We start from the raw sequence: 22,460 nt of genomic DNA on the forward strand, positions 1-22,460 counted from the left end.
GCGTCTTCCTTGAATAGGACTGAAGGATTCAGCCTAAGGAGGAAGCGCGGGAGAAGGGCGGTAAATAGATACCACCTGCCACCCCGTCAAAGGGTGGAAGGTGGTGCTGACTCAGTGTTGCTCGTCAGGCTTTTTCTTCAGCTTCGGGTTCGGGAAGAACTGCACGGCCTGAACCTTGGCGTCCGGCACCTTCAGCGCCGAAGTATTGACCCGTGTGCCCAATTCCTTGGGCACCGACAGGCCTTGTTCATTGAGCGTGTCCGAATAACCGCAGGCCACGCATTCGCGATGCGGGACTTCGTCTTCGTTCCACATCATCAACTTGTCCGGCTCGCTGCATGCCGGACAGACCGCCCCGGCGATAAAGCGCTTTTTCGTGATCACAGGCCCCTCACTCATGCTGCTGCGTCCTCACTCAGGCCGCTATGGCGCAAGAGTGCGTCAATCGATGGCGCACGGCCACGGAAGTCGACGAACAGCACCATGGGTTCCTGAGAACCGCCGCGCGCCAGGATCGCTTCGCGGAACGCCCGACCTGTTTCGGCATTGAGTACGCCGTCTTCTTCAAACTTCGAGAAGGCGTCGGCCGACAGCACTTCAGCCCACTTGTAGCTGTAGTAACCCGCCGCGTAACCGCCGGCGAAGATGTGGGCGAAGCTGTTCGGGAAACGGTTGTAGGCCGGTGGACGCATCACGGACACCTCGTCGCGTACGCCTTCGAGCACTTGCAGCACGCTGCGGCCATCGCCGTGGGTGGCGTGCAATTCGAAGTCGAACAGCGAGAACTCCAGCTGACGCACCATCATCAGGCCGGACTGGAAGTTCTTCGCCGCGAGCATCTTTTCCAGCAGGTCTTGTGGCAGCGGCTCACCGGTTTCGTAGTGACCGGAGATCAGCGCCAGGCCTTCCGGCTCCCAGCACCAGTTTTCCATGAACTGGCTTGGCAGTTCGACCGCATCCCAGGCCACGCCGTTGATACCGGACACGCCAGCGTGTTCGACGCGAGTCAGCAGGTGATGCAAGCCGTGACCGAATTCGTGGAACAGGGTGGTGACTTCATCGTGGGTCAGCAGGGCGGGTTTGCCGCTGTCGGCCGGGGTGAAATTGCACACCAGATTGGCCACCGGGCTTTGCAGCACGCCGCTGATGGTGCGGCGACGGTCACGGGCGCCGTCCATCCAGGCACCGCCACGCTTGTTGGCGCGAGCATAGAGGTCAAAGAAGAAGCGACCGACGTGCTGACCGTTTTCCTTGATTTCGAACAGGCGAACATCCGGGTGCCAGGCGTCGAAGCCTTTCAGCTCTGCGATCTCGATGCCGTACAGGCGCTGGACGATAGCGAACAGGCCGCCCAGCACTTTGTCGATCGGGAAGTAAGCGCGCAGCGCTTCTTGAGCCACGCTGTAACGTTGTTCGCGAAGTTTTTCACCGTAGAAACCGCTGTCCCAGCTTTGTAGGTCCGGGCAGCCCTGTTCTGCGGCGTAAGCCTTGAGTTGTTCCAGATCCTGAGCGGCGAACGGTTTGCTGCGCTTGGCGAGGTCGCGCAGGAAACCCAGCACCTGATCGCTGGATTCAGCCATTTTGGTGGCCAGGCTCAGTTCCGAGAAACTGGCGAAGCCAAGCAGCTTGGCCAGTTCCTGACGCAGGTCGAGGATTTCTTCCATGACCGGGCCGTTATCGTTCTGGCCGGCGTTCGGGCCTTGGTCCGACGCACGGGTGCAGTAGGCGGCGTAGACTTCTTCGCGCAAGGCGCGGTCCTGGGCGTAGGTCATCACCGCGTAATAACTCGGGAATTCCAGGGTGATCAGGAAGCCGTCGAGGCCTTTGGCCTGGGCTGCGGCAGCCATTTGCGCCTTGGCTGAATCGGTGAGGCCGGCGAGGGCAGCTTCATCAGTAACGTGTTTGGTCCAGGCCTGCGTCGCGTCGAGCAGTTGGTTGGAGAAGCGGCTGCCCAGCTCCGACAATTTGCTCTGCACTTCGGCGTAGCGCTTCTGTTCGGCTTCTGGCAGGTCAATACCCGACAGACGGAAGTCTCGCAGGGCGTGTTCCAGGATGGTTTTCTGCGCGACGTCGAAACCGGCGGCTTCCGGGCTGTTCGCCAAGGCTTCGAAGGCCTCGAACAATTCGCGGTTCTGACCCAGCTCGGTGGAGTAGGCGCTCAAGGCCGGCAAGCAGGACTCGTAGGCTTCGCGCAATTCAGCGCTGTTGCACACGGCATTCAGGTGGCTGACCGGGCTCCAGGCTGCGCCCAGACGATCGTTCAGTTCGTCCATCGCCAGCACCAGGCCGGCCCAGGTTGGTTGTTTGCCCTGGCTGTCGAGGATCTCGATAATGGCGGCACGGTTGTCAGCCAGGATCTGTTCAATGGCCGGTTGCACGTGTTCGGCACGGATCGCCGAGAACGGCGGCAGGTCGTAGGACTGCAAAAGAGGGTTGTTCACGCTCACGGTTGGCACCTTGGCTGGAAGAAACATGCGGCCATCTTAATTACAATCGACGCTCACCGCAGCTATCAGCAAAAGAGAGAGAGCCTATCGTGACCCTTCGCAAGTATCAGAACCACACGCCGCTACTGGGCAAAGGCGCCTTTGTCGACGGCTCAGCGGTGGTGATCGGCGACGTCGAAATCGGCGAAGACAGCTCCGTCTGGCCGCTGACGGTGATTCGTGGCGACATGCACCGCATCCGTATCGGTGCGCGCACCAGTGTCCAGGATGGCTGCGTGCTGCACATCACCCACGCCGGACCGTTCAATCCCGATGGCTTTCCCTGCTTGATCGGGGACGACGTGACCATTGCGCATAAGGTCATGCTGCATGGCTGCAGTGTCGGCAACCGGATTCTGATCGGCATGGGCAGCATCGTCATGGACGGTGCAGTGATCGAGGACGATGTGATTGTCGGCGCCGGCAGCCTGGTGCCGCCCGGCAAGCGTCTGGAAAGCGGCTTCCTTTATGTCGGTAGCCCGGTGAAACAAATTCGTCCGCTGACGGACAAGGAAAATGCCTTTTTCACCTACAGCGCGGCGAATTACGTGAAGCTCAAGAATTTGCATCTGGCTGAAGGCTACGACCAGCTCTGAGCCTTCGCCCTTATTCAGGATTCAACATGCATTACCAAACCGTACTGTTCGACCTCGATGGCACCCTGACCGACCCGCGCGAGGGCATCACTCGTTCGATCCAGTTCGCCCTGAGCAAATTGGGGATCGATGAGCCCGACCTCACCAAACTCGAACACTTCATCGGCCCGCCGTTGTTGCAGGCGTTCATGCAGTTCTACGACTTCGACGAGCCCAAGGCCTGGGAAGCCGTGAACTTCTACCGCGAACGATTCAAGGTCACCGGCCTTTACGAAAACCGTGTGTTCGACGGCGTCGCACCGCTGCTGGAAACCCTCAGCGGGCAAGGACGACAGTTGTACATCGCAACCTCCAAGCCATGGGTATTCGCCCGGGAAATCGCCCGGCACTTCGACTTCGCCAGGCACTTCAAGGTGATCTACGGCAGCGAACTGGACGGGACACGCACCAATAAGGTCGAGTTGATTGCCCACCTGATGGCCGAAGAAGGCCTTGACCCGGCCAACACCCTGATGATCGGCGACCGCAAACACGACCTGATCGGCGCGCGTAGCAATGGGCTTGATGCGGCGGCGGTGGGTTATGGGTTTGGCAGCCGGGACGAATTGAGCGCAGAAGCGCCGGCCTATCACTTCGAAACGCTGGATGAGATGCATCAGGCGTTTTTGCAGCGTTAGTTGAATCGCCTTCGCTGGCAAGCCTCGCTCCTACAAATGCAACTTAGATCCCGTAGGAGCGAGGCTTGCCCGCGAAGAGGCTCGCCCAGACATATCCTGAGTAACAGTTAGCACCTAAGTCCCTTCTAATCGTCCTAGGCTCAAAGTCTGTGGCCACGATCAAGGAGGATCATCAATGTCAGAGCTAAAACATGCTCATCGATTGCGCACTGGACGATATTCGGAGTCCGGACAGATTTACTTGCTGACCTCGGTCGTTCTGAACCGAGAACCGTTATTCTGTGACTTCAAGAGTGGGCGATTGGTAGTAGATGCCCTGAGAACTGCTGAGCAAGAAGGTTTCGCAACGTCACTGGCCTGGGTCGTCATGCCCGATCATTTCCATTGGCTGATCGAATTACAGAATATTCAGCTACCCAAGTTGATGGCTCGAACCAAATCACGCATCACCGTAACGCTTAATCGCTCGGCAGGCCGCCAAGGTCCGGTTTGGCAACATGGCTATCACGATCGCGCCATTCGCAAGGAAGAGGATCTACAGGCGGTTGCTCGCTACATCGTCGCCAATCCATTGCGAGCTGGCTTGGTCGAGAGGGTCGGAGATTATCCGCTGTGGGATGCGATCTGGTTGTGAGGTTGAAAACGCCTTCGCGGGCAAGCCTCGCTCCTACAAAAGCTACATAGACCCTGTAGGAGCGAGGCTTGCCCGCGAAGAGGCCCGCTCAGCCACCGGCCCTTTATGATCCAGCCAGCGCTTTCAGCGCCGCCTTGCGTTCCCCGACCGGTAACGCACCAAGCTGCTCGACGGCCACATAAAACCTGTCCCAATCCCCCCCCACCTGCCTGAACAGCGCCGAAAACGCCGGCACCCATTGGTCGTACAACCCAAACGGCAACAACCGCGCATTGTTCATCGGCGCATTGATCCACGCGTCGTAGCGTTTGTCCCCAGCCCACCGGCTGTCTCGCAGTTGTCGATATTCACTTCGCAAGCGTTCGAACTCCGCGGCTTTACGTTGGCGCATCGGGTCGGCGGGCAGTGGCAGGGCGTAGAGCTTTTCAAGTCGCGTGCGAGTCTCCAGAACCAACTGAATGAATTGGTCGCGCCGCTGCGCCTGGGCCCCGTTTTCCGGCGCCAGACCGCGCGATGCGCGCCATTGCCGGGTGCCTTCCTGCTCGACGAAGGTGGCGAAAGACTCGTTGAACTCGGTGTCGTCCTTCACATAAAAGCGCTGATGGGCGAGCTCGTGGAAGATCAATGTCGCCAGCCGCTCGTCGCCCCAACCCATCATTGAACTGAGAATCGGATCGTTGAACCAGCCGAGCGTCGAATAGGCCTCGACGCCGCCAATGGACACGTCCATACCTTGCAAACGCTGCAAGGCCGCTTCGCCGCGAGCGGCACTCTGGCTGTAATAACCGCGGTAGGCGACGCAGCCAGCGATGGGGAAACAATGGTTTTGCGGTGTAAGGGAAAACTCCGGTGTGGCAAAAACGTTCCAGACCACGAACGGCCGGCCAATGTCGGCGTATAGACGGTAGCTCTGGTTATCCGGCAGATGCAGCTGTTGGCTGGCGAATGTCCGGGCCTTTTGCGACTGGGTCAGGTGCGCACGCAGCATCGGGTCGCGAGACGGATCGGCAAGCACGTCGGCCACTGGCTCCCTGGCCCGCAGCAATTGCAGCTGACCACTGGCCAATTGGCTGTAATAGCTGACACCCGCGCAACCACTGAGTAATAAAAGCAACACACCCGGAAACAAAATCCGTAAAACGCGATCAAGTAACCCAAGGCTTGGAAGCGGCCTGATCAAAATAAAATCATCCCTGGAGAGTCTGCCCGCAAGACTATCCCGCCTGACTGGAGCTCCGCTATGCGCAAATTGATGCTGACGGGAGGCTTGCTGATGCTGACCGGCTGTGCTGGTTTCGGATTACCTCACCATGATCCTTCGCAAGCGTGGATCGAGCTGGAGTCACAGCAAGAAGACACCGCCCTGCAAGCGCTGGAAGTCGATGACAAGGCTTCTACCGATAAGCGTTATTTCGAGGTGCATCCGGGCAGTCATGAGCTGACGGTTCGCTACCAATTCCCGGTTGCGCCCACCAACATCGGGCCCGATGCCGAACCGCTCTGGCGTGACTGCCAGTTGAATGTGAAATTCAACGACTTCAACGCCGGTCAGCGGTATCAGCTGCAAGCGGGAAATATCGGCTTCCGGCCGTGGGCAAAGCTCTATGACCAGCAACGAAAAGTGATCGGCCAAGGCACACCCGCGGGCTGTCAACGCAGCTAATCAGCGTTATGCTGAATAACCATCCTTTGGGACATTCATCATGCGCAGGTTGATGCTGTTGCTCGCTGCAAGTGTGGTTGCTGGCTGCCAGAGCCCGTTACCGGCGGTAAATCCACAGATGGCTTGGATCGATTTCTCGACGCCATTCCCCAACGATAAATTGCTGATGGCGGAGCGACTGGACAAGCAGCGAATGCGCGACGGGCGTTTTTTTCAGGTCACCCCCGGCAGCCATGAGCTGGTCGTCAGGTTTGACTTTGAAGTGCCCGGTGGTGGAGGCATAGGGATGATGAGCGCCCCCGTGGAACGGCTGTGCTACCTGACCATCAACTACGATCATTTCGAAGCCGGCCAGCGCTATGTGCTGGAGGGCCGTTCGATAGCGTTCACCCCTGGCGCCCGATTGTTCAACGCCAAGCGCGAGATCGTCGCTGAAGATCGGGAGGCCAATTGCGTCCCGTGAGGCGAATCAGCGGTCGTTTTTCTGGTAGATGATTTTCTTGGTGCCGTTTTCGCAGCTGCCGACGACCATGTTCTGGTCGTGAACTTCGTCATTGGTGACGATTTCGAGGGTGTAGGACGAGACGTTATTGGCCTGGATCTTGGCCTCGATCTCGGCCTTGAGTTCTTCGCAGGATTTCGGTGCTGCCAGGGCCGAAGTGGCCAGCGCACAACAGATAATCGCCAAGGCAAAACGTTTCATGGTTGAAGCTCCATTGAGGCAGCGCGCAAGAGGCTGCGTTTCAGCTGCTGTCATTTATTCGACCACAGTTTGGCAAAGCGAGTTCTGACATCGCTCACAAAGCTCAGGTTTAGCCGTTGGGAGGGTGTCGCTTACAAGATCGCTTCGCGAGCAGGGCCGCTCCCACATTTGGTACGCGTTTCAAAAGTGGGAGCGAGCCTGCTCGCGAAGGCGTCAGTACATTCAGCGCCTGATCATCAGCTGACCAGGGTCGCATCCAGGCTGATCTTCGCATTCAGCACTTTGGACACCGGGCAGCCTTCTTTGGCCTTGTTGCTCAGTTCTTCGAACTGCGCTTGAGTGGCCCCGGGGATTTTCGCCTTGAGGATCAATTTCACCGCAGTGATCGCAAAACCACCTTCGACTTGATCCAGGGTGACTTCAGCATTGGTATCGATGCTGTCGGCCTTGAGCCCGGCATCGCCCAGAATCATCGAAAACGCCATGGAGAAACAGCCCGCGTGGGCCGCGCCGATCAGCTCTTCCGGATTGGTGCCTTTGCCGCCTTCGAAACGCGCCTTGAAGCCGTAGGGCGCTTCTCTGAGCACACCGGTTTCAGTGGAGATCGAGCCGATGCCGGTTTTCAGATCACCTTCCCAATGAGCCGATGCTTTCTTCGTAATAGCCATGTCTGCCTCCTCAAGATCCGGCGCGAATGTCGCACCTTCGTGGTTTTCGGTTGCTAGGGTTCTGAGGATAGACGGTGGTGCAAAGTTCACCTGATCTCATAATTCCTACCGTTTTCGTAGGTTTTTTTCGCCTGGCTATTGAAACTCGGGTATATGCCCTCATTGCATGAAACACGCTTATAGATTCGGCAGGTTTTCGTTCGCAAGAAAAACCTGCGCTCACCATTGGAGAAGCAGGCTTATGAAACGACTGTCCGATATCAAGTTCTCGACCCTTGATCTGGTGCCCGTACGAGAGAACGGCAGCGCGGCCCAGTCGCTGCGTAATTCCCTGGACCTGGCGCAGCATGTCGAGAAATTCGGCTATAACCGCTTCTGGGTCGCCGAACACCACAACATGGACGGCATCGCTAGCTCCGCCACCTCGGTACTACTCGGCTACCTGGCGGGTGGCACGTCGACCATTCGTGTCGGTTCCGGCGGTGTGATGCTGCCCAACCACGCGCCGCTAGTTATCGCGGAGCAATTCGGCACCCTCGAAAGCCTGTATCCAGGCCGGATTGATCTGGGCCTGGGGCGCGCACCCGGTTCTGATCAAATGACTGCCCGCGCCTTGCGTCGCGAACGCTCCGGTAGCGCCGACGAGTTTCCGGAAGACGTCGCGGAGTTGATGCGTTACCTCGGCCCACGCACGCCAGATCAGCGGATTATCGCAATGCCCGGCACCGGCACCAACGTCCCGGTGTGGTTGCTGGGTTCCAGCCTGTTCAGTGCACAACTGGCCGGTGAGCGCGGTTTGCCCTACGCCTTCGCCTCGCATTTCGCACCGCGCTTCATGCACGAGGCAATTCGCGTCTATCGCAATCACTTCAAGCCTTCGGCGGTGCTGGATAAGCCGTATGTGATGCTCGGCGTGCCGCTGGTTGCCGCTGACACTGACGAACAGGCAGATTTCCTGGCGACATCGGTCTATCAACGCATCCTGGCGTTGATGCGTGGCCAAAGCCTGGTGCAGCGTCCACCGGTGAAAACCATGGATGGCCTGTGGTTGCCCCATGAGAAAGAAGCCGTGGGCGATTTCCTCGGTCTGGCGATGGTCGGCAGCCCGCAGAAAATCCGCGCCAAGCTTGAGGTGCTGATCGAGCAGACTCAGGCTGACGAGCTGATTTTCACCTGCGACCTGTACGAACATGCCGATCGCGTGCACTCCTATGAGCTGCTGGCGCAAGTCATGAAAGGCTGAGGCACAGGCGCCGCCACACAAAAAAAGCCGACGCTATTGCGTCGGCTTTTTCATTTGTAAGGGACGTCAGCCTTGCTTATATATGATTTTCTTGGCGCCCTTTTCACAGGTACCCACGACTTTCCCGCCGGCCTCAGTGCCCTTATCGACGATTTCCAGTGAATAGCCGGCAACGCCCTTGGCATCAAGTTTCGCTGCGATTTCGGCTTTCAGCTCTTCGCACGATTTGCCATCAGCAAAGGCTGTTCCCGCAAGGCTTAATAAACCTACCGCTAAAATAAAATGCTTCATCTGTCGCATTCCCTCGTCGGATCAAAGGGAGCATCCAGCCATCAGCCGGAGGCACTCATGTAACGCTTGCCATTTCCCTATGGCACTCGGCCGGCGCGCAAGTTCAGGAGACTAGCTCAAACTCAGCTGCTGGCAATCCGGAACCCGACTTTGAGCGTCACCTGAAAGTGGGCGGCCTTGCCGTCCTTGATGTGCCCGCGAGTTTCGGTCACTTCAAACCATTCCAGGTGCTTGATGCTTTTATTGGCTTCGGCCAGCGCGTTGTTGATCGCGTCTTCAATGCTGCTGGTGGACGAGCCGACAAGCTCGACTTTCTTGTAGGTGTGGTGATCAGTCATGGCGTTCTCCTCAGGGTGTGAAATACAGCCTAGCAGTGATTTTTCCTATTACTTCTGTCGGCTAATGCAACGCAGAAGTTCAGATTTACTGCACTTTCTCGAACCCCTGAAGTCCCAACCAACACACGCTACTCATCATCAATGAAGGAGAGCCACCATGGCCAACACCTCTTTACGTAAAGCCTCATTGCAAAGCATGGAAGCCGAGATCGAGAGTCTGCTGAAATCTTTGGAAAATCTGAAAGACGACGCCTCGGACGAGTCGCGTAAAACACTCAAAGTGTTGAAAGGCAACGCCGAGAACGCGCTGAAACATTCGCGCCATCTGCTCAGCGATGCGTATGAAGAAGTCAAAGTCAAAACCCGCGAAACCGGGATTGCCACTCGGGACTACGCCCAGGAACACCCTTGGACTACCGCGGGCGTCGCTGTGGGCGCACTGGGTCTGCTTGCGGCTTACCTGCTGTTCAAACGCGGCGAATAATCGGTCTGGCGCAGCTCGGCCTTTAGCCACTGCGCCAACTGCCGAGCGCGCCCGTCTGCGGCGCGCTTGGGTAGCCACAAGGCCAGTTGCGCCGGGGTTTCACTGAATCCCCAAGGTGCAACCAGACGACCGGCCTTCAAATCCTCGGCTACCAGCGGCTCCGGTGCAATCGCCACCCCGAGCCCCGCCACTGCGGCCTCCAGCAAATAATACAAATGCTCGAAACCCTGACCGTACTTCAACGCCTTGGCGTCGAGGCCGCTTTGCTGTGCCCAACTCGGCCAGGCTTGTGGGCGCGAGGTGGTGTGCAGCAAGGGTTCGTTCAATAACGCTGTGGCCGGCGCGCCTTGCAGCCTTTCATAACCCGCGAAGCGTGGGCTCAGCACCGGGCCGATTCGTTCGCTGGCCAGCTCATAGACCTGCATGTCCGCCGGCCATGGCGGCTCGGCAAACACCAGCAAGGCATCCAGCCCCGGTCGACGCGGATCGAGATCGCCTTCTCCGGCCGACAAGTGCAGGCGCAGGTCCGGCAAGTCCGCATTCAATCGTCCCAGGCGTGGAATAAACCAACGCGCCAACAAGCTGCCCGAGCAACCCAGTACGAACGGCGCGTCGGCGGTGCTTTGGGTCAGCTCCGCGCAAACCGTTCGCAGACGCTCAAAGGCTTCTCCGCTGGCATCACGCAGACGAACGCCGGCATCTGTGAGTTTCAGGCCGCGCCCCTCCTTGATGAACAAGCTCACGCCCAAGTGTTCTTCAAGCACCTTGAGTTGCCGGCTGACCGCGCCGTGAGTGACGTGCAGCTGTTCGGCTGCCTGACTGACGCTGTTCAGCCGTGCCGTGGCTTCGAAGGCGCGAAGGGCGTTCAGCGGGGGAAGGTCGTGGCTCATGGGATCTGTGAGTTTTCCTGACAGGTTGTGGCGATCTTATCGGTTTTCAGGCTGGGGCGTCAGGGGTAGAGTGACCGTCATTGTCATCTCACGAATCCCACTGGAGCGACCCATGACCCAGACTAATCTGCGCAACGGCCCCGACGCCAACGGCCTGTTTGGCTCGTTCGGCGGCCGTTACGTCGCCGAAACCCTGATGCCGTTGATCCTCGACCTGGCCCGTGAATACGAATTGGCCAAGGAAGATCCGGCGTTCAAAGAAGAATTGGCCTACTTCCAGCGCGACTACGTCGGACGTCCAAGCCCGCTGTATTACGCCGAACGCCTGACCGAATTCTGCGGTGGCGCAAAGATTTACCTGAAGCGCGAAGAGCTGAACCACACCGGCGCGCACAAGATCAACAACTGCATCGGCCAGATTCTGCTGGCGCGGCGCATGGGCAAGAAACGCATCATCGCTGAAACCGGCGCCGGCATGCACGGTGTGGCGACGGCGACCGTGGCTGCACGTTTCGGCCTGGACTGCGTGATCTATATGGGCACCACTGACATCGAACGTCAGCAAGCCAACGTATTCCGCATGAAATTGCTGGGCGCCGAAGTGATCCCGGTTGTCGCCGGCACCGGCACCTTGAAAGACGCGATGAACGAAGCGCTGCGTGACTGGGTGACCAATGTCGACAGCACCTTCTATCTGATTGGCACCGTGGCCGGCCCGCACCCTTATCCCGCCATGGTCCGCGACTTCCAGTCCGTGATCGGCAAGGAAACCCGTGATCAACTGCAAGCCCAGGAAGGTCGTCTGCCGGACAGCCTGGTGGCATGCATCGGTGGCGGTTCCAACGCCATGGGACTGTTCCACCCGTTCCTCGATGACAAAAGCGTCGAGATCATTGGTGTGGAAGCGGCCGGTTACGGCATCGAAACCGGCAAGCATGCTGCCAGCCTGAATGGAGGCGTTCCGGGCGTGCTGCACGGTAACCGTACTTTCTTGCTGCAGGACGACGATGGCCAGATCATCGACGCTCACTCGATTTCCGCCGGCCTCGATTATCCAGGCATCGGCCCTGAACACGCCTGGTTGCATGACATCGGCCGTGTCCAGTACACCTCGGTGACCGACGACGAAGCCCTCGATGCATTCCACAAATGCTGCCGTCTGGAAGGGATTATTCCGGCACTGGAAAGCGCCCATGCCCTGGCCGAAGTGTTCAAACGCGCACCGACCCTGCCGAAAGATCACCTGATGGTGGTCAACCTGTCCGGCCGCGGCGACAAAGACATGCAGACCGTGATGCACCATATGGAACAGTCCCAGCAGGAGAAACACTGATGAGCCGCCTGCAAACCCGTTTTGCCCAACTCAAGGAACAGAATCGCGCCGCCCTGGTGACCTTCGTCACCGCTGGCGACCCGAGCTATGACACTTCCCTGGCTATCCTCAAAGGCTTGCCCGGTGCTGGCGCCGATGTGATCGAGCTGGGCATGCCCTTCACCGATCCGATGGCGGACGGCCCGGCCATCCAGCTGGCGAACATCCGCGCCTTGGGCGCCAAGCAGAACCTGGCGAAAACCCTGCAAATGGTTCGCGAGTTCCGTGAAGGCAATGCCGAGACGCCGCTGGTGCTGATGGGGTATTTCAACCCGATCCACATGTACGGCGTGCCACGTTTCATCACCGACGCTAAAGAGGCCGGGGTTGATGGTTTGATCGTGGTCGACCTGCCGCCGGAACATAACGGTGAGCTGTGCGACCCGGCTCAGGCTGCGGGCCTGGACTTTATCCGTCTGACCACGCCGACCACCGATGATGTGCGCCTGCCGACTGTTCTGAATGGCAGCTCCGGTTTCGTCTACTACGTCTCTGTTGCCGGTGTGACCGGCGCTGGCGCGGCGACCCTGGAGCATGTTGAAGAGGCCGTTGCCCGTTTGCGTCGCCACACCGATCTGCCGATCAGCATCGGTTTCGGCATTCGTACACCGGAGCAAGCGGCGTCCATCGCGCGTCTGGCCGATGGTGTGGTCGTGGGTTCGGCATTGATCGATCACATCGCCAATGCCACCACGGCGGAACAGGCGGTTGATGACGTGCTGAGCCTTTGCTCGGCACTGGCTGACGGCGTGCGTAAGGCCCGCGTCAGCTGAAGGTAAAGTTCCTGATACAGAGGAATTAGAGCCTCACGGCACAGACTAAACAGCAAGACCGAGGGCTTCAGGACTACGTTCTGAAGCCCTTTTTGCTGTATGTGCAGTGAGGAAAGACCTGATGAAAATGCCGAAACGTCTGATTGCCAGCCTGGGCGTGCTGATGCTCAGTGCCACCCCGCTGCTGCACGCGAGCGCCGATCAGCGCGACGATCACGACCACGGCGGCCCGCAGCAGGGCCATTATGATAACCGTGGTGACAATCATGGAGATGACCACCGAGGCCCACAGGACAATCGTCGCGGCGGCCCACCGCCACGGGACTTCGGTCCGGTGCGTCAGACTATCCACGATAACCACGGCTATTTCGTACGCGGCGCACCGCCACCGCCTGGCATTCATCTGGTGCGTGGCCGGCCGTTGCCTCACGGTTATTACGGTGAGCGCCTGGACAATCGTGCCTTGGGACGGCTGCCGTATTACCCGGGATACGAATGGCGCCGTGCCGGGGGCGACATTGTGCTGATCGCCGTGGGCACCGGGATCGTCTATGAGATTCTGGAAGGCGTGCTTTGATTTAACGTGCGGGCAAAAAGAAGGCTTCGTGGGTGATCCACGAAGCCTTCTTTTTTATGGCAACTCCAGTCCGCCCGCGGCTTTATGCAATTTGCGCAAATGCTCGCCCACCTGTTTCAGGTTGGCTTCGTTGGCGGCCATCTCGGCTGCACGGCCCGGTTCGAGCAGCGCTCTGACTTCCTTGTCCAGATCGCCGGTCAGCACTTGAAGCTGCTTCTGCCGCAGGTTGCTTTCCGATTCCAGGCGCTGCCATTCATTCGGTTGGGGCAATCCATATCCGCCGGTGCCGAGCAGCTCCGCCGGACGACTCAGGAAGCCGCTATTGGCGAGAATCTGCTGCAAGGTCGCGTTCGCCTTGTCCATGCCGCCGTTCTTCAGTTCCCGAGCGCCCAGATAACGCTGTTTCACTTCATCCTGGGCCAACACCAACTGTTGACGGAAGCTTGCCTGCTCCAGCAACAGCAACGCTGCGCTGGTGCGTAGGTCAGCCTGCTCAAACCATTGCCGGCGCTCTTCTGCTTTCAGTGCCAGCCAGTCTTCGACTTTTTCCTGCTTGATCGGCAAGTGCTTCTTCAGCACTTCGAACATCGCCTGATAGCGGTCACGGAAGGAGTCGAAGCGATAGCCCAGGCGCAGCGCTTCGCGAGGGTCATCCAGCACGCTGGTATTCGCCAGTCCGCGGCCCTTCATCACTTCCAGCAAACCGTTTGGCATGATGCTGTCGAGCCCGACCAGTTTCGCGTTGTTGCTGCCGCTGCGCAGTAATTTCAGGCCTTCCACCGCGCAATTGTTGGAGAGGAAATAATAGTTGCCGTCGTAACTCCAATGCATCTCGGCGGCGTGTTCCACGACGTCTTCAATTTCTTTGCGCGACAGGTTCAGCGGGACCGAGGCCAGGCTGCGCAGTTCAGTCTTGGTGTATTCGTCGATCACTTGGGCTAGCGGCAGTACAAACAGTCGCGACGGGTATTTACCCACCAGTCCATCCCAGCTCGAGAGCTGTACGTCGCCGACGAAGGCGCGGTAGGACAACACCAGATGCTGGTCGAGATCGAGGCGGCAGTCCGGTCCCCGTGGCCGGCCCGGCGCGCAGATCACCAGACGCAACATGCTGTGGCCCCAGCGGCTGACCCAGTTCTGGTTGGCTTCGGCCAGCAGATAGTCGACGGCGTACACCCGTTCCGGATCGACCTGGCCCAGCGGTTGTTTAGCGAAGTCGTTGCCGGCATTGAGGAACGCGAAGGATTTGCCGCAAGCGTCTTTGGCGGCGGGAGCCCAGCCGAAATGTTCTTGGTAGTAGCGATATAGCGCGGGGCGACGGCAGGCGTAGCTCGGGTCGAGGAGGAAATACTCCATGTTGACCGCGACAAACTCTTTGGGGCTGCTCGTTTCGTAGATGTCCGGGCTGCGGGCGATTTGCCGGTTGTGCTGTTCGCGCTCGCCGCGGCGACCAACGTATTGCGGCCAGCCGGCCAGGTCGAGCAGGCGCGGGTCATCGCTCAAGGTAAAGCGGCGGTCGGATTGACCACGGCATTCATCCGGGATGCCAATCAGGCCTGAACTGCTGTTGCGCCGGGTGCAGCGCTGGATCAGCGTGCGCTCCGCATCTGGCCATAGGCGCGAGCGGTCGTAAATGTGGGTGAGTTCATGCAACACCGTGGCGAGCATCTCGCGGCGGACGGTGCCGTGGGGGCGATAGGTTTTCTTGGTGGCGGCACTGCCGTTCGTGAGGTTGACGAGCAAGTTGCGGTTCAGATCGAGCTCGGACACCAGCGACGCCTGGCCATAGGCATTGCTCGGCATGTCGTCGGTCCAGCCGACGTCAATGCGCCGGTCCAGTTGTTCGATGAAGCGTGGCGGCAAGGCCTGCATGGCTTCATCGAGCAACGCCTGACTGGCTTGCTGTTGTTCAGGACTCAGACCTTCGGTCTTGAGCCGTAATTGCAGACCAGCCTGGGCCGTGTTGCAGAGTAGCAACATCAGCCCGGCTAGCAGCCAGGCGCTTGTCGACCTCACAGTGCGAGGATGGCTTCGGCGAGCACCTGATCACTGGCGTCTCGTGCTTCCGGCACACGGGTGCGCAAGGTGTTGATGGCCGCTTCAAGGTGCGCGCCGCGTATGTCGCCATCGCTGGCAACGAAGCTGGCCGCATCGTCGTGGGCTTCACGGATGATCTTCGAATCCCGGATCGACGTGGTGGTATCGGACGTGAAATCAAGGGTGCGCTGGGTGGCATTGATGATGATGTTACTGGTGGCGACCAGGGTGTGCGCCTGGGTCACATCGGCCAATAAAAGCAGGCCAAGGGCAACAGCAATCAGAGGGCTACGCATGGAACGACTCCGCAAGGACAAAGGATAACTATTGGACGAGAATTGCCTGCGCCAGTTCAAGGTCGCTTGCATGAAGTTTTGGCTGGCTGCGGCGCAGGTAATCCAGCGCGGATTCCAGTTGTGCTCCGCGTAGTTGGCCGTCGCTGGCAATGAACGCCGCAGCGTCATCGTGTGCCGCGATCAGTAGCTTACGGTCGAAGGGGGCGGCGGTCACCATGCTGGTGGCGTAACCCGTGACGACGATGCCTTGGGTCGACAGGTTGAACGCGTCGTAGGCACAGGCCGAGGCCGACCAACAGGCCGCGAGAAATACCGAAGTAGAAAACCGCTTTGAAAGAAAACGCATGGGACTCGATTGCTGAAAGCGAGTCCAAAGGCTAGCGCAATGCCCAGGCTAGAGCCAGCGCCGAAACATTGGGACACGACAAGCGTGTCCCACGTAACTGTGTTGCTTAGATTGTCAGGATGGCTTGGGCCAGCTGTGCATCGGTAGCGTTCAGCTGAGGCGCCTGGTGACGGATGTGGTCGAGTGCGCTTTCCAGTTTCACACCACGAATGGCGCCTTCGCTGGCGACGAAGCTGGCGGCATCATCACGGGCAGCGCGCACAATCTTGTCATCGCGAAAGGAAGAAGTGACGTCGGAGGTTGCATCGGAACTGGACTTCAGCGCGCCGACGACGGCATCCGTGGTCACGATAAAGCTGGTCGCGTGGGAATTGGCAGCCACGGCAAGCAGGGCTGCAGCGCTGAGCAGACGAAGACGGGACATGGTGTAACTCCTTTGGATAACCGATTGAGAGGTGTTGAGGTAGCTGTTGGATCAGACGCCTGTCGTACAGCACTCGCCACGTTCTGCCTTGATATTAGGCCTGCTTTTATCGGTTCGAATAGTCCCTTCTTTTTAAAGCAGGACCCTAGCGCCAGAACGGCTTATCCAATTCATTGAGCCGATCGGCGTGGCTGATGCCCAGGTCCGAGAGTTGCCGATCATTGAACTGGCCCAGCAAACGCCGGGTGCGAGCTCTCTCAAGGGCGGCGGCAAGCGACTTCAGCAATCGTTTAAGTCTGTGGAGTAGAGGCTTCTTTAGAAGGGCGGGGCAGAAACATTCAGTAAGTTATCCATGGCGCGAAGTCCTTTTGCCGGAGAGTCAGGACTTCATGTTGAGCGTTGCGAGTCTGGAGCTACAGATACACTGCCGTGAAATTGTACTGGTTCAATATGATAAATATCTAAACTGTACTTGTTGTTGGCTATTCCTTTTGTTCAGCCGCCGATCAAGGCTGAAAACGACAAAGCCCGTCGTGGTTTCCCACGACGGGCTTTGTTTTTTCAATTTGGAGTGCTGGCGGTGGACCCGGTGGGTCAGAGCCAGCGACGCTAACTTAGCGCCAGAACGGCTTGCTCAGCTCTTCGTAGCGTTGTGCTTCGCTAATACCGGCATCAGCCAGCAGACGCGAATCCAGACGAGCCAGTTGATGGCGGCTGGAGATGCGGCGCTGCCACAGCATCAGGTTGGCAATAACGCGAAGAGGCATGGAAGCCTGGGTTTTTGCAGCGGTATCTTCGAAGAACAGTTCGGAACTGAGTGTACGTTCCATGGTTGACATCCTTCCGCTTGTGGCGGGATTAGGTAGTGGTTTAACTGATGCCAATGATCCTCTCGTTTGGCTAGTCTCTGTAGATACAGTTCACTTGTATTGTGAGGGACCAGTTAACTGTTAATAGGGGGTGTACTGGTCGAAATTGAGGCAACTGTACCTGTCGGCACTATGTTGGTGCAATTTTGACGTTTTGACTTGATTGTGTAGGCAAATACGGTAGGAAATGACCAGTACAGCAGTACAGTTTTAAATAGAATCTAAAGCGGTAAGCGCCAGCTGACGCAACTGTGTTTGCGTCAGCTGTTTTTTCTCTGAATCAGACCGCCAGCATTCGCCCGGTTTCTTCCAGGTTCATGTGCCAGCTCAGTGCGTCACGCAGGATATGCGGGGTGTGTCCGCCCAATGCACAAGCAGCCGTAAAGTAGTCATCCAGTGCCTGGCGGTAATCCGGGTGCACACAGTTGTCGATGATGACCCGAGCCCGCTCCCGTGGCGCCAGGCCGCGCAGGTCGGCCAGACCGATCTCCGTCACAAGGATGTCGACGTCATGTTCGGTATGGTCGACGTGGCTGACCATCGGCACCACGCTGGAGATCGCGCCACCCTTGGCAATCGATTTGGTCACGAAGATTGCCAGGTGCGCGTTGCGCGCAAAGTCCCCGGAACCGCCGATGCCGTTCATCATCCGTGTGCCGCAGACATGGGTGGAGTTGACGTTGCCGTACAGGTCGAATTCCAGCGCGGTGTTGATGCCAATGATGCCCAGGCGACGCACCACTTCCGGATGGTTCGAGATCTCCTGCGGCCGCAGAACCAGTTTGTCCTTATAGCGCTCCAGATTGCCGAAAACGTCGGCATTGCGCCGGCTCGACAGGGTGATCGAACTGCCCGAGGCAAAACTCAGCTTGCCGGCGTCGATCAGGTCGAAGGTCGAGTCCTGAAGCACTTCGGAGTACATGGTCAAGTCTTCGAACGGCGAATCGATCAAGCCGCACATCACCGAGTTGGCGATGGTGCCGATACCGGCCTGCAAGGGGCCGAGCTTGTTGGTCATGCGCCCTGCGGCCACCTCTTCCTTGAAGAAGTCGATCAGGTGATCGGCAATGGCCTGAGTGTCGACATCCGGCGGCAATACCGTGGAGGGCGAGTCGGGCTGATTGGTGATCACGATCGCGACGATCTTTTCCGGCGGAATCGGAATGGCGGTGCTGCCAATGCGGTCATCGACCTTGACCAGCGGAATAGGCGTACGGGTCGGACGGTAAGTCGGGATATAGATGTCGTGCAAACCCTCGAGGTTCGGGTTGTGCGCCAGGTTGATCTCGACGATCACGTGTTTGGCGAAAATCGCAAAGCTGGCCGAGTTGCCTACCGAAGTGGTCGGCACGATATGGCCCTGCTCGGTGATCGCCACGGCCTCGATCACGGCGATGTCCGGCAGTTTGAGCTGCTGGTTGCGCAGTTGCTCCACGGTTTCCGAGAGATGCTGGTCAATGAACATCACTTCGCCAGCGTTAATCGCCTTGCGCAGGGTGCTGTCGACCTGGAATGGCATGCGTCGTGACAATACGCCGGCTTCGGTGAGCTGTTTATCAAGGTCGTTGCCCAGACTGGCACCGGTCATCAAGGTGATTTTCAGCGGGGTGATTTTGGCGCGCTCGGCCAACGCGTGGGGCACGGCTTTGGCTTCGCCGGCGCGAGTGAAACCACTCATGCCGACGGTCATGCCGTCCTGAATCAGAGCGGCAGCGTCAGCGGCGCTCATCACCTTATCCAACAACGAAGGCAAGCGAATACGATCACGGTACATGGATGGTTATCTCGGGCAACGGAAGCAAGGTATGCAGTCTAGTGATTTGAAAAAAATCCGTCCCGCTACCATGGTCGAATGCAGAGGCTTGATTTAGAGCCTTTGGTCGGGTTTCACGGGGAATAAAAAAACCCCAGCCTACTAAAGGCTGAGGTTTTGGGTATTGCGTTGGAGCAGGTTTTACTCGACAGCTTTGACCATGTCTTCGATGACTTTCTTGGCGTCGCCGAAGACCATCATGGTTTTGTCGAGGTAGAACAGTTCGTTGTCCAGGCCTGCATAGCCGCTGGCCATCGAGCGCTTGTTGACGATGATGGTCTTGGCTTTGAACGCTTCGAGAATCGGCATGCCGGCAATCGGCGATTTCGGGTCGTTCTTCGCGGCCGGGTTGACCACGTCGTTGGCGCCGAGCACCAGCACCACGTCGGCCTGGCCGAACTCGGAGTTGATGTCTTCCATCTCGAACACCTGATCGTAAGGCACTTCGGCCTCGGCCAGCAGCACGTTCATGTGGCCAGGCATACGACCGGCAACCGGGTGGATCGCGTACTTCACGGTCACGCCGCGATGGGTCAGTTTCTCGGTCAGCTCTTTCAGCGCGTGTTGCGCCCGTGCGACCGCCAGGCCGTAGCCTGGAACGATGATCACGGTGTCGGCGTTGGTCAGCAGGAAGGTCGCGTCATCAGCTGAACCGGATTTCACCGGGCGAGCTTCTTTCGAACCCGCCGGGCCTGCCGCGTCCGCCGTGTTGCCGAAACCACCGAGCAGCACATTAAAGAAGGAGCGGTTCATCGCCTTGCACATGATGTACGAGAGGATCGCACCGGACGAACCCACCAGCGAACCGGCGATGATCAGCATCGAGTTGTTCAGCGAGAAGCCGATACCGGCCGCTGCCCAGCCGGAGTAGCTGTTGAGCATCGACACAACTACCGGCATGTCGGCGCCGCCAATCGGGATGATGATCAGCACGCCCAGCACGAAGGCCAGGGCCAGCATCAGTGCGAAGGCGCTGAGATTGCCGGTCAGCATGAAGGTGATGCCCAGCGCCAGTGTCGCCAGACCCAGCACCAGGTTCAGCTTGTGTTGGCCACTGAACTGTACCGGTGCACCCTGGAACAGGCGGAACTTGTACTTGCCCGACAGCTTGCCGAACGCGATCACCGAACCGGAGAAGGTGATTGCACCGATGGCAGCGCCGAGGAACAGCTCAAGACGGTTACCGGCAGGAATCGCATCGCCCAGCTGTTTAACGATACCCAGCGATTGCGGTTCAACAACGGCCGCGATCGCAATGAACACCGCGGCCATACCGATCATGCTGTGCATGAAGGCGACCAGTTCCGGCATCTTGGTCATTTCAACGCGCTTGGCCATGATGGAGCCAGCAGTGCCGCCGACCAGCAGACCGACGATAACGTAACCGATGCCGGCGGTGGCCAGCTCAGCGCCCAGCTTATAGATGAGGCCCACGGTGGTGAGGATCGCCAACGCCATGCCGAGCATGCCGTACACGTTGCCGCGTCGAGAGGTTGTCGGGTGCGACAGGCCTTTGAGGGCCTGGATGAAGCAGATCGACGCGATCAAGTAGAGCGTCGTGACAAGATTCATGCTCATTACTTAGGCGCCTCTTCTTTTACGGCTTTCGGGGCTTTTTTCTTGAACATCTCAAGCATCCTGCGGGTCACCAGGAACCCACCAAACACGTTCACGGCCGCCAGGGCTACCGCGAGGGTGCCCATGGTCTTGCCCAGTGGCGTCACGGTCAAAGCCGCGGCGAGCATGGCGCCGACGATGACGATCGCCGAGATCGCGTTGGTCACCGCCATCAAAGGCGTGTGCAGTGCAGGCGTAACGTTCCAGACCACGTGATAACCGACATAAATCGCCAGCACGAAGATGATCAGGTTGTAGATACCGGGGGAGATAAGCTCTTCCATCGTCTGAATCCCTGCTTAGGCGTTTTTGCGGATGACTTGGCCGTCGCGGCACATCAGGCACGCGGCGACGATGTCGTCTTCGAGGTTGATCTCGAACTGGCCTTCTTTGTTGAAGACCAGCTTCAGGAAGTCCAGCAGGTTGCGTGCGTACAGGGCCGAAGCATCTGCCGCGACCGCGCCGGCCAGGTTGGTCGGACCGCAAATGGTAACTCCATTCTCGACCACAACCTGATCGGCCACGGTCAGCGGGCAGTTGCCGCCCTGAGCCGCCGCGAGGTCGATGACCACCGAGCCTGGCTTCATCTGCGCCACGGTTTCCGCGCTCAACAGTGTCGGCGCCTTGCGGCCCGGGATCAGTGCGGTGGTGATGACGATGTCAGCCTGCTTGGCGCGTTCGTGCACGGCCAGGGCCTGACGTTGCATCCAGCTGGCAGGCATTGGCCGGGCGTAACCGCCGACACCGACAGCGCATTCACGCTCTTCATCGGTTTCGTACGGCACGTCGACGAACTTGGCGCCGAGGGATTCGATCTGCTCCTTCACCGCAGGACGCACGTCAGATGCTTCGATCACTGCACCCAGGCGTTTCGCCGTGGCGATCGCCTGCAACCCCGCAACGCCGGCGCCGAGAATCAGCACACGTGCCGCTTTCACGGTGCCCGCAGCCGTCATCAGCATTGGCATGAAGCGAGGGTAGTGGTGAGCGGCCAGCAACACGGCTTTATAGCCGGCGATGTTCGCTTGCGAAGACAGCACATCCAGGCTTTGAGCGCGGGAAGTACGCGGCGCAGCTTCCAGCGCAAACGCGGTAATGCCGCACTCAGCCAGCTTGGCAATGGTTTCATTGCTGAACGGGTTGAGCATTCCGACCACAACGGTGCCGCTTTTAATCAGCGTCAGCTCGCTGTCGCTGGGGGCGACCACCTTGAGAATCAGCTCGGCACCAAACGCATCGTTGGCGCTGCCAATGATTGCGCCTGCCGCTTCATAGGCACTGTCGACAACGCTGGCGTTAATGCCGGCGCCGCTTTGCACAGTGACCTTATGACCCTGGCCGATCAGCTTCTTGATGGTTTCCGGGGTTGCAGCAACCCGTGTTTCACCCGTCTGGGTTTCGAGAGGAACACCAATGTGCACGTCAAATCTCCTGCGTGATCTTATTGAGTAAACCCAGGCACTTCGGATGGTGCGGCTGGGGCGGCCGATCAGCACGATCCCGCCAAATCAGGGCGGGGCGCGGCATTTTGCAGGCGAACTTTGTGCCCTTCAAGGGATTATGACGGGTGACGGAAAATTAACTACAAGTCACCCCGTGACCGAATGTCGCAACCAGCTGACTCAACCCCTTGCAGGCCGTGCCTTTCAAGGATTCTGGCCGA

The 22,460-nt window shown here is 58.7% G+C and carries 27 protein-coding genes and 1 pseudogene; 10 read left to right on the forward strand and 18 right to left on the reverse strand.

Annotated features, from left to right (window positions below; genetic code table 11):
• Positions 1-111: 111 nt before the first annotated feature.
• Both ACA060_RS00420 and prlC read right to left on the reverse strand, forming a co-directional pair.
• On the reverse strand, positions 112-399 hold the full coding sequence (locus ACA060_RS00420; RefSeq protein ID WP_008152496.1) for a YheV family putative zinc ribbon protein: 288 nt from the start codon (positions 397-399) through the stop codon (positions 112-114).
• Complete coding sequence (prlC, locus tag ACA060_RS00425; protein ID WP_109635914.1) at positions 396-2,447, reverse strand: oligopeptidase A; 2,052 nt, start codon at positions 2,445-2,447, stop codon at positions 396-398. The genes ACA060_RS00420 and prlC overlap by 4 nt, the downstream gene beginning before the upstream one ends.
• 89 nt (positions 2,448-2,536) lie before the next feature.
• On the opposite strand from prlC, the gene ACA060_RS00430 reads away from it, so the two are divergent.
• The 3 genes from ACA060_RS00430 to ACA060_RS00440 all read left to right on the forward strand — a co-directional run bounded on the left by ACA060_RS00430 (position 2,537) and on the right by ACA060_RS00440 (position 4,393).
• A complete protein-coding gene (locus tag ACA060_RS00430; protein ID WP_010465689.1) occupies positions 2,537-3,082 on the forward strand; it encodes a gamma carbonic anhydrase family protein in 546 nt (181 codons plus the stop codon).
• A gap of 26 nt (positions 3,083-3,108) precedes the next feature.
• Positions 3,109-3,759, forward strand: a complete 651-nt coding sequence (locus tag ACA060_RS00435) for an HAD family hydrolase (protein ID WP_497314784.1) — start codon at positions 3,109-3,111, stop codon at positions 3,757-3,759.
• Between the two features lie 175 nt (positions 3,760-3,934).
• A complete protein-coding gene (locus tag ACA060_RS00440) occupies positions 3,935-4,393 on the forward strand; it encodes an REP-associated tyrosine transposase (protein ID WP_497314786.1) in 459 nt (152 codons plus the stop codon).
• Positions 4,394-4,496: 103 nt separating this feature from the next.
• Here the strand turns inward: ACA060_RS00440 and ACA060_RS00445 are convergent, their stop codons facing one another.
• The gene (locus ACA060_RS00445; RefSeq protein WP_497314788.1) at positions 4,497-5,573 is read right to left on the reverse strand and encodes an aminopeptidase; all 1,077 of its coding nucleotides are present in this window, start codon (positions 5,571-5,573) and stop codon (positions 4,497-4,499) included.
• A 60-nt stretch (positions 5,574-5,633) separates the two neighbouring features.
• On the opposite strand from ACA060_RS00445, the gene ACA060_RS00450 reads away from it, so the two are divergent.
• The gene (locus tag ACA060_RS00450; RefSeq protein ID WP_109627130.1) at positions 5,634-6,056 is read left to right on the forward strand and encodes a PA0061/PA0062 family lipoprotein; all 423 of its coding nucleotides are present in this window, start codon (positions 5,634-5,636) and stop codon (positions 6,054-6,056) included.
• 40 nt (positions 6,057-6,096) lie between these two features.
• Positions 6,097-6,519: a PA0061/PA0062 family lipoprotein gene (locus ACA060_RS00455; protein ID WP_109627132.1), complete on the forward strand. Its 423-nt coding sequence runs from the start codon at positions 6,097-6,099 to the stop codon at positions 6,517-6,519.
• 6 nt (positions 6,520-6,525) lie between these two features.
• On the opposite strand, the gene ACA060_RS00460 is transcribed toward ACA060_RS00455, so the two are convergent.
• Together ACA060_RS00460 and ACA060_RS00465 are read right to left on the reverse strand one after the other, a co-directional pair.
• The gene (locus ACA060_RS00460; RefSeq protein WP_109627134.1) at positions 6,526-6,759 is read right to left on the reverse strand and encodes a DUF1161 domain-containing protein; all 234 of its coding nucleotides are present in this window, start codon (positions 6,757-6,759) and stop codon (positions 6,526-6,528) included.
• A gap of 236 nt (positions 6,760-6,995) precedes the next feature.
• Positions 6,996-7,427, reverse strand: a complete 432-nt coding sequence (locus tag ACA060_RS00465; RefSeq protein ID WP_064675278.1) for an OsmC family protein — start codon at positions 7,425-7,427, stop codon at positions 6,996-6,998.
• A gap of 241 nt (positions 7,428-7,668) precedes the next feature.
• Here ACA060_RS00465 and ACA060_RS00470 point away from each other — a divergent pair, with 241 nt between their 5' ends.
• Positions 7,669-8,670 (forward strand): LLM class flavin-dependent oxidoreductase, encoded by a 1,002-nt coding sequence (locus tag ACA060_RS00470; RefSeq protein WP_109627135.1) that lies wholly within the window; start codon positions 7,669-7,671, stop codon positions 8,668-8,670.
• 66 nt (positions 8,671-8,736) lie between these two features.
• On the opposite strand, the gene ACA060_RS00475 is transcribed toward ACA060_RS00470, so the two are convergent.
• The gene (locus tag ACA060_RS00475) at positions 8,737-8,961 is read right to left on the reverse strand and encodes a DUF1161 domain-containing protein (protein ID WP_109627137.1); all 225 of its coding nucleotides are present in this window, start codon (positions 8,959-8,961) and stop codon (positions 8,737-8,739) included.
• 122 nt (positions 8,962-9,083) lie between these two features.
• Entirely contained in the window at positions 9,084-9,299 is a 216-nt protein-coding gene (locus ACA060_RS00480; protein ID WP_010465710.1) for a dodecin, read from the reverse strand.
• Positions 9,300-9,456: 157 nt separating this feature from the next.
• Between ACA060_RS00480 and ACA060_RS00485 the strand changes: the two genes are divergently transcribed.
• Positions 9,457-9,783 carry an ElaB/YgaM/YqjD family protein gene (locus ACA060_RS00485; protein WP_497314792.1) on the forward strand — a complete coding sequence of 109 codons (327 nt, stop codon included), beginning with the start codon at positions 9,457-9,459 and terminating at the stop codon, positions 9,781-9,783.
• Here the strand turns inward: ACA060_RS00485 and ACA060_RS00490 are convergent.
• Entirely contained in the window at positions 9,756-10,673 is a 918-nt protein-coding gene (locus ACA060_RS00490) for a LysR family transcriptional regulator (protein WP_497314794.1), read from the reverse strand. The genes ACA060_RS00485 and ACA060_RS00490 overlap by 28 nt on opposite strands.
• A 112-nt stretch (positions 10,674-10,785) precedes the next feature.
• Here ACA060_RS00490 and trpB point away from each other — a divergent pair, with 112 nt between their 5' ends.
• The 3 genes from trpB to ACA060_RS00505 all read left to right on the forward strand — a co-directional run bounded on the left by trpB (position 10,786) and on the right by ACA060_RS00505 (position 13,395).
• Positions 10,786-12,006 (forward strand): tryptophan synthase subunit beta, encoded by a 1,221-nt coding sequence (gene trpB / locus ACA060_RS00495; protein WP_497314796.1) that lies wholly within the window; start codon positions 10,786-10,788, stop codon positions 12,004-12,006.
• On the forward strand, positions 12,006-12,818 hold the full coding sequence (trpA, locus tag ACA060_RS00500) for a tryptophan synthase subunit alpha (RefSeq protein ID WP_497314798.1): 813 nt from the start codon (positions 12,006-12,008) through the stop codon (positions 12,816-12,818). The genes trpB and trpA overlap by 1 nt, the downstream gene beginning before the upstream one ends.
• Positions 12,819-12,939: 121 nt before the next feature.
• Entirely contained in the window at positions 12,940-13,395 is a 456-nt protein-coding gene (locus tag ACA060_RS00505) for an anti-virulence regulator CigR family protein (RefSeq protein ID WP_497314800.1), read from the forward strand.
• 54 nt (positions 13,396-13,449) lie between these two features.
• On the opposite strand, the gene ACA060_RS00510 is transcribed toward ACA060_RS00505, so the two are convergent.
• From ACA060_RS00510 to ACA060_RS00555, 10 genes and pseudogenes are all read right to left on the reverse strand, one after another.
• A complete protein-coding gene (locus ACA060_RS00510) occupies positions 13,450-15,411 on the reverse strand; it encodes a DUF7844 domain-containing protein (RefSeq protein ID WP_109627148.1) in 1,962 nt (653 codons plus the stop codon).
• Positions 15,408-15,728 carry a DUF2388 domain-containing protein gene (locus tag ACA060_RS00515; protein ID WP_094469762.1) on the reverse strand — a complete coding sequence of 107 codons (321 nt, stop codon included), beginning with the start codon at positions 15,726-15,728 and terminating at the stop codon, positions 15,408-15,410. Before ACA060_RS00515 ends, ACA060_RS00510 begins: the two co-directional genes overlap by 4 nt.
• A 28-nt stretch (positions 15,729-15,756) precedes the next feature.
• Positions 15,757-16,074 (reverse strand): DUF2388 domain-containing protein, encoded by a 318-nt coding sequence (locus ACA060_RS00520; RefSeq protein WP_109627150.1) that lies wholly within the window; start codon positions 16,072-16,074, stop codon positions 15,757-15,759.
• 106 nt (positions 16,075-16,180) lie between these two features.
• Positions 16,181-16,498: a DUF2388 domain-containing protein gene (locus ACA060_RS00525; protein ID WP_010465729.1), complete on the reverse strand. Its 318-nt coding sequence runs from the start codon at positions 16,496-16,498 to the stop codon at positions 16,181-16,183.
• 145 nt (positions 16,499-16,643) lie between these two features.
• Positions 16,644-16,763: pseudogene (locus ACA060_RS00530) on the reverse strand (DUF1127 domain-containing protein); the annotation flags it as partial.
• Between the two features lie 349 nt (positions 16,764-17,112).
• A complete protein-coding gene (locus ACA060_RS00535) occupies positions 17,113-17,328 on the reverse strand; it encodes a DUF1127 domain-containing protein (protein ID WP_007902752.1) in 216 nt (71 codons plus the stop codon).
• Between the two features lie 319 nt (positions 17,329-17,647).
• Positions 17,648-19,141 carry a succinyl-CoA:acetate CoA-transferase ScpC gene (gene scpC, locus ACA060_RS00540; protein ID WP_497314802.1) on the reverse strand — a complete coding sequence of 498 codons (1,494 nt, stop codon included), beginning with the start codon at positions 19,139-19,141 and terminating at the stop codon, positions 17,648-17,650.
• 180 nt (positions 19,142-19,321) lie between these two features.
• Positions 19,322-20,758 carry an NAD(P)(+) transhydrogenase (Re/Si-specific) subunit beta gene (locus ACA060_RS00545; RefSeq protein WP_109627155.1) on the reverse strand — a complete coding sequence of 479 codons (1,437 nt, stop codon included), beginning with the start codon at positions 20,756-20,758 and terminating at the stop codon, positions 19,322-19,324.
• Positions 20,758-21,081 (reverse strand): NAD(P) transhydrogenase subunit alpha part 2, encoded by a 324-nt coding sequence (locus tag ACA060_RS00550; RefSeq protein ID WP_003187010.1) that lies wholly within the window; start codon positions 21,079-21,081, stop codon positions 20,758-20,760. The genes ACA060_RS00545 and ACA060_RS00550 overlap by 1 nt, the downstream gene beginning before the upstream one ends.
• A gap of 15 nt (positions 21,082-21,096) precedes the next feature.
• Positions 21,097-22,218, reverse strand: a complete 1,122-nt coding sequence (locus tag ACA060_RS00555; RefSeq protein ID WP_046044834.1) for a Re/Si-specific NAD(P)(+) transhydrogenase subunit alpha — start codon at positions 22,216-22,218, stop codon at positions 21,097-21,099.
• Positions 22,219-22,460: the final 242 nt, after the last annotated feature.

This window comes from Pseudomonas sp. LBUM1671 (genome assembly GCF_059695685.1).

Excerpts from the sequence above, each read along its gene's own strand:
- scpC (WP_497314802.1), bottom strand. The coding sequence starts at position 19,141 with ATGTACCGTGATCGTATTCGCTTGCCTTCGTTGTTGGATAAGGTGATG.
- ACA060_RS00435 (WP_497314784.1), top strand. The coding sequence starts at position 3,109 with ATGCATTACCAAACCGTACTGTTCGACCTCGATGGCACCCTGACCGAC.
- ACA060_RS00535 (WP_007902752.1), bottom strand. The coding sequence starts at position 17,328 with ATGGAACGTACACTCAGTTCCGAACTGTTCTTCGAAGATACCGCTGCA.
- ACA060_RS00505 (WP_497314800.1), top strand. The coding sequence starts at position 12,940 with ATGAAAATGCCGAAACGTCTGATTGCCAGCCTGGGCGTGCTGATGCTC.
- ACA060_RS00450 (WP_109627130.1), top strand. The coding sequence starts at position 5,634 with ATGCGCAAATTGATGCTGACGGGAGGCTTGCTGATGCTGACCGGCTGT.
- ACA060_RS00480 (WP_010465710.1), bottom strand. The coding sequence starts at position 9,299 with ATGACTGATCACCACACCTACAAGAAAGTCGAGCTTGTCGGCTCGTCC.
- ACA060_RS00455 (WP_109627132.1), top strand. The coding sequence starts at position 6,097 with ATGCGCAGGTTGATGCTGTTGCTCGCTGCAAGTGTGGTTGCTGGCTGC.
- ACA060_RS00460 (WP_109627134.1), bottom strand. The coding sequence starts at position 6,759 with ATGAAACGTTTTGCCTTGGCGATTATCTGTTGTGCGCTGGCCACTTCG.
- ACA060_RS00490 (WP_497314794.1), bottom strand. The coding sequence starts at position 10,673 with ATGAGCCACGACCTTCCCCCGCTGAACGCCCTTCGCGCCTTCGAAGCC.
- ACA060_RS00475 (WP_109627137.1), bottom strand. The coding sequence starts at position 8,961 with ATGAAGCATTTTATTTTAGCGGTAGGTTTATTAAGCCTTGCGGGAACA.
- ACA060_RS00485 (WP_497314792.1), top strand. The coding sequence starts at position 9,457 with ATGGCCAACACCTCTTTACGTAAAGCCTCATTGCAAAGCATGGAAGCC.
- trpB (WP_497314796.1), top strand. The coding sequence starts at position 10,786 with ATGACCCAGACTAATCTGCGCAACGGCCCCGACGCCAACGGCCTGTTT.
- ACA060_RS00550 (WP_003187010.1), bottom strand. The coding sequence starts at position 21,081 with ATGGAAGAGCTTATCTCCCCCGGTATCTACAACCTGATCATCTTCGTG.
- ACA060_RS00515 (WP_094469762.1), bottom strand. The coding sequence starts at position 15,728 with ATGCGTAGCCCTCTGATTGCTGTTGCCCTTGGCCTGCTTTTATTGGCC.
- ACA060_RS00520 (WP_109627150.1), bottom strand. The coding sequence starts at position 16,074 with ATGCGTTTTCTTTCAAAGCGGTTTTCTACTTCGGTATTTCTCGCGGCC.
- ACA060_RS00440 (WP_497314786.1), top strand. The coding sequence starts at position 3,935 with ATGTCAGAGCTAAAACATGCTCATCGATTGCGCACTGGACGATATTCG.
- ACA060_RS00470 (WP_109627135.1), top strand. The coding sequence starts at position 7,669 with ATGAAACGACTGTCCGATATCAAGTTCTCGACCCTTGATCTGGTGCCC.
- ACA060_RS00545 (WP_109627155.1), bottom strand. The coding sequence starts at position 20,758 with ATGAGCATGAATCTTGTCACGACGCTCTACTTGATCGCGTCGATCTGC.
- ACA060_RS00465 (WP_064675278.1), bottom strand. The coding sequence starts at position 7,427 with ATGGCTATTACGAAGAAAGCATCGGCTCATTGGGAAGGTGATCTGAAA.
- ACA060_RS00420 (WP_008152496.1), bottom strand. The coding sequence starts at position 399 with ATGAGTGAGGGGCCTGTGATCACGAAAAAGCGCTTTATCGCCGGGGCG.
- ACA060_RS00525 (WP_010465729.1), bottom strand. The coding sequence starts at position 16,498 with ATGTCCCGTCTTCGTCTGCTCAGCGCTGCAGCCCTGCTTGCCGTGGCT.
- trpA (WP_497314798.1), top strand. The coding sequence starts at position 12,006 with ATGAGCCGCCTGCAAACCCGTTTTGCCCAACTCAAGGAACAGAATCGC.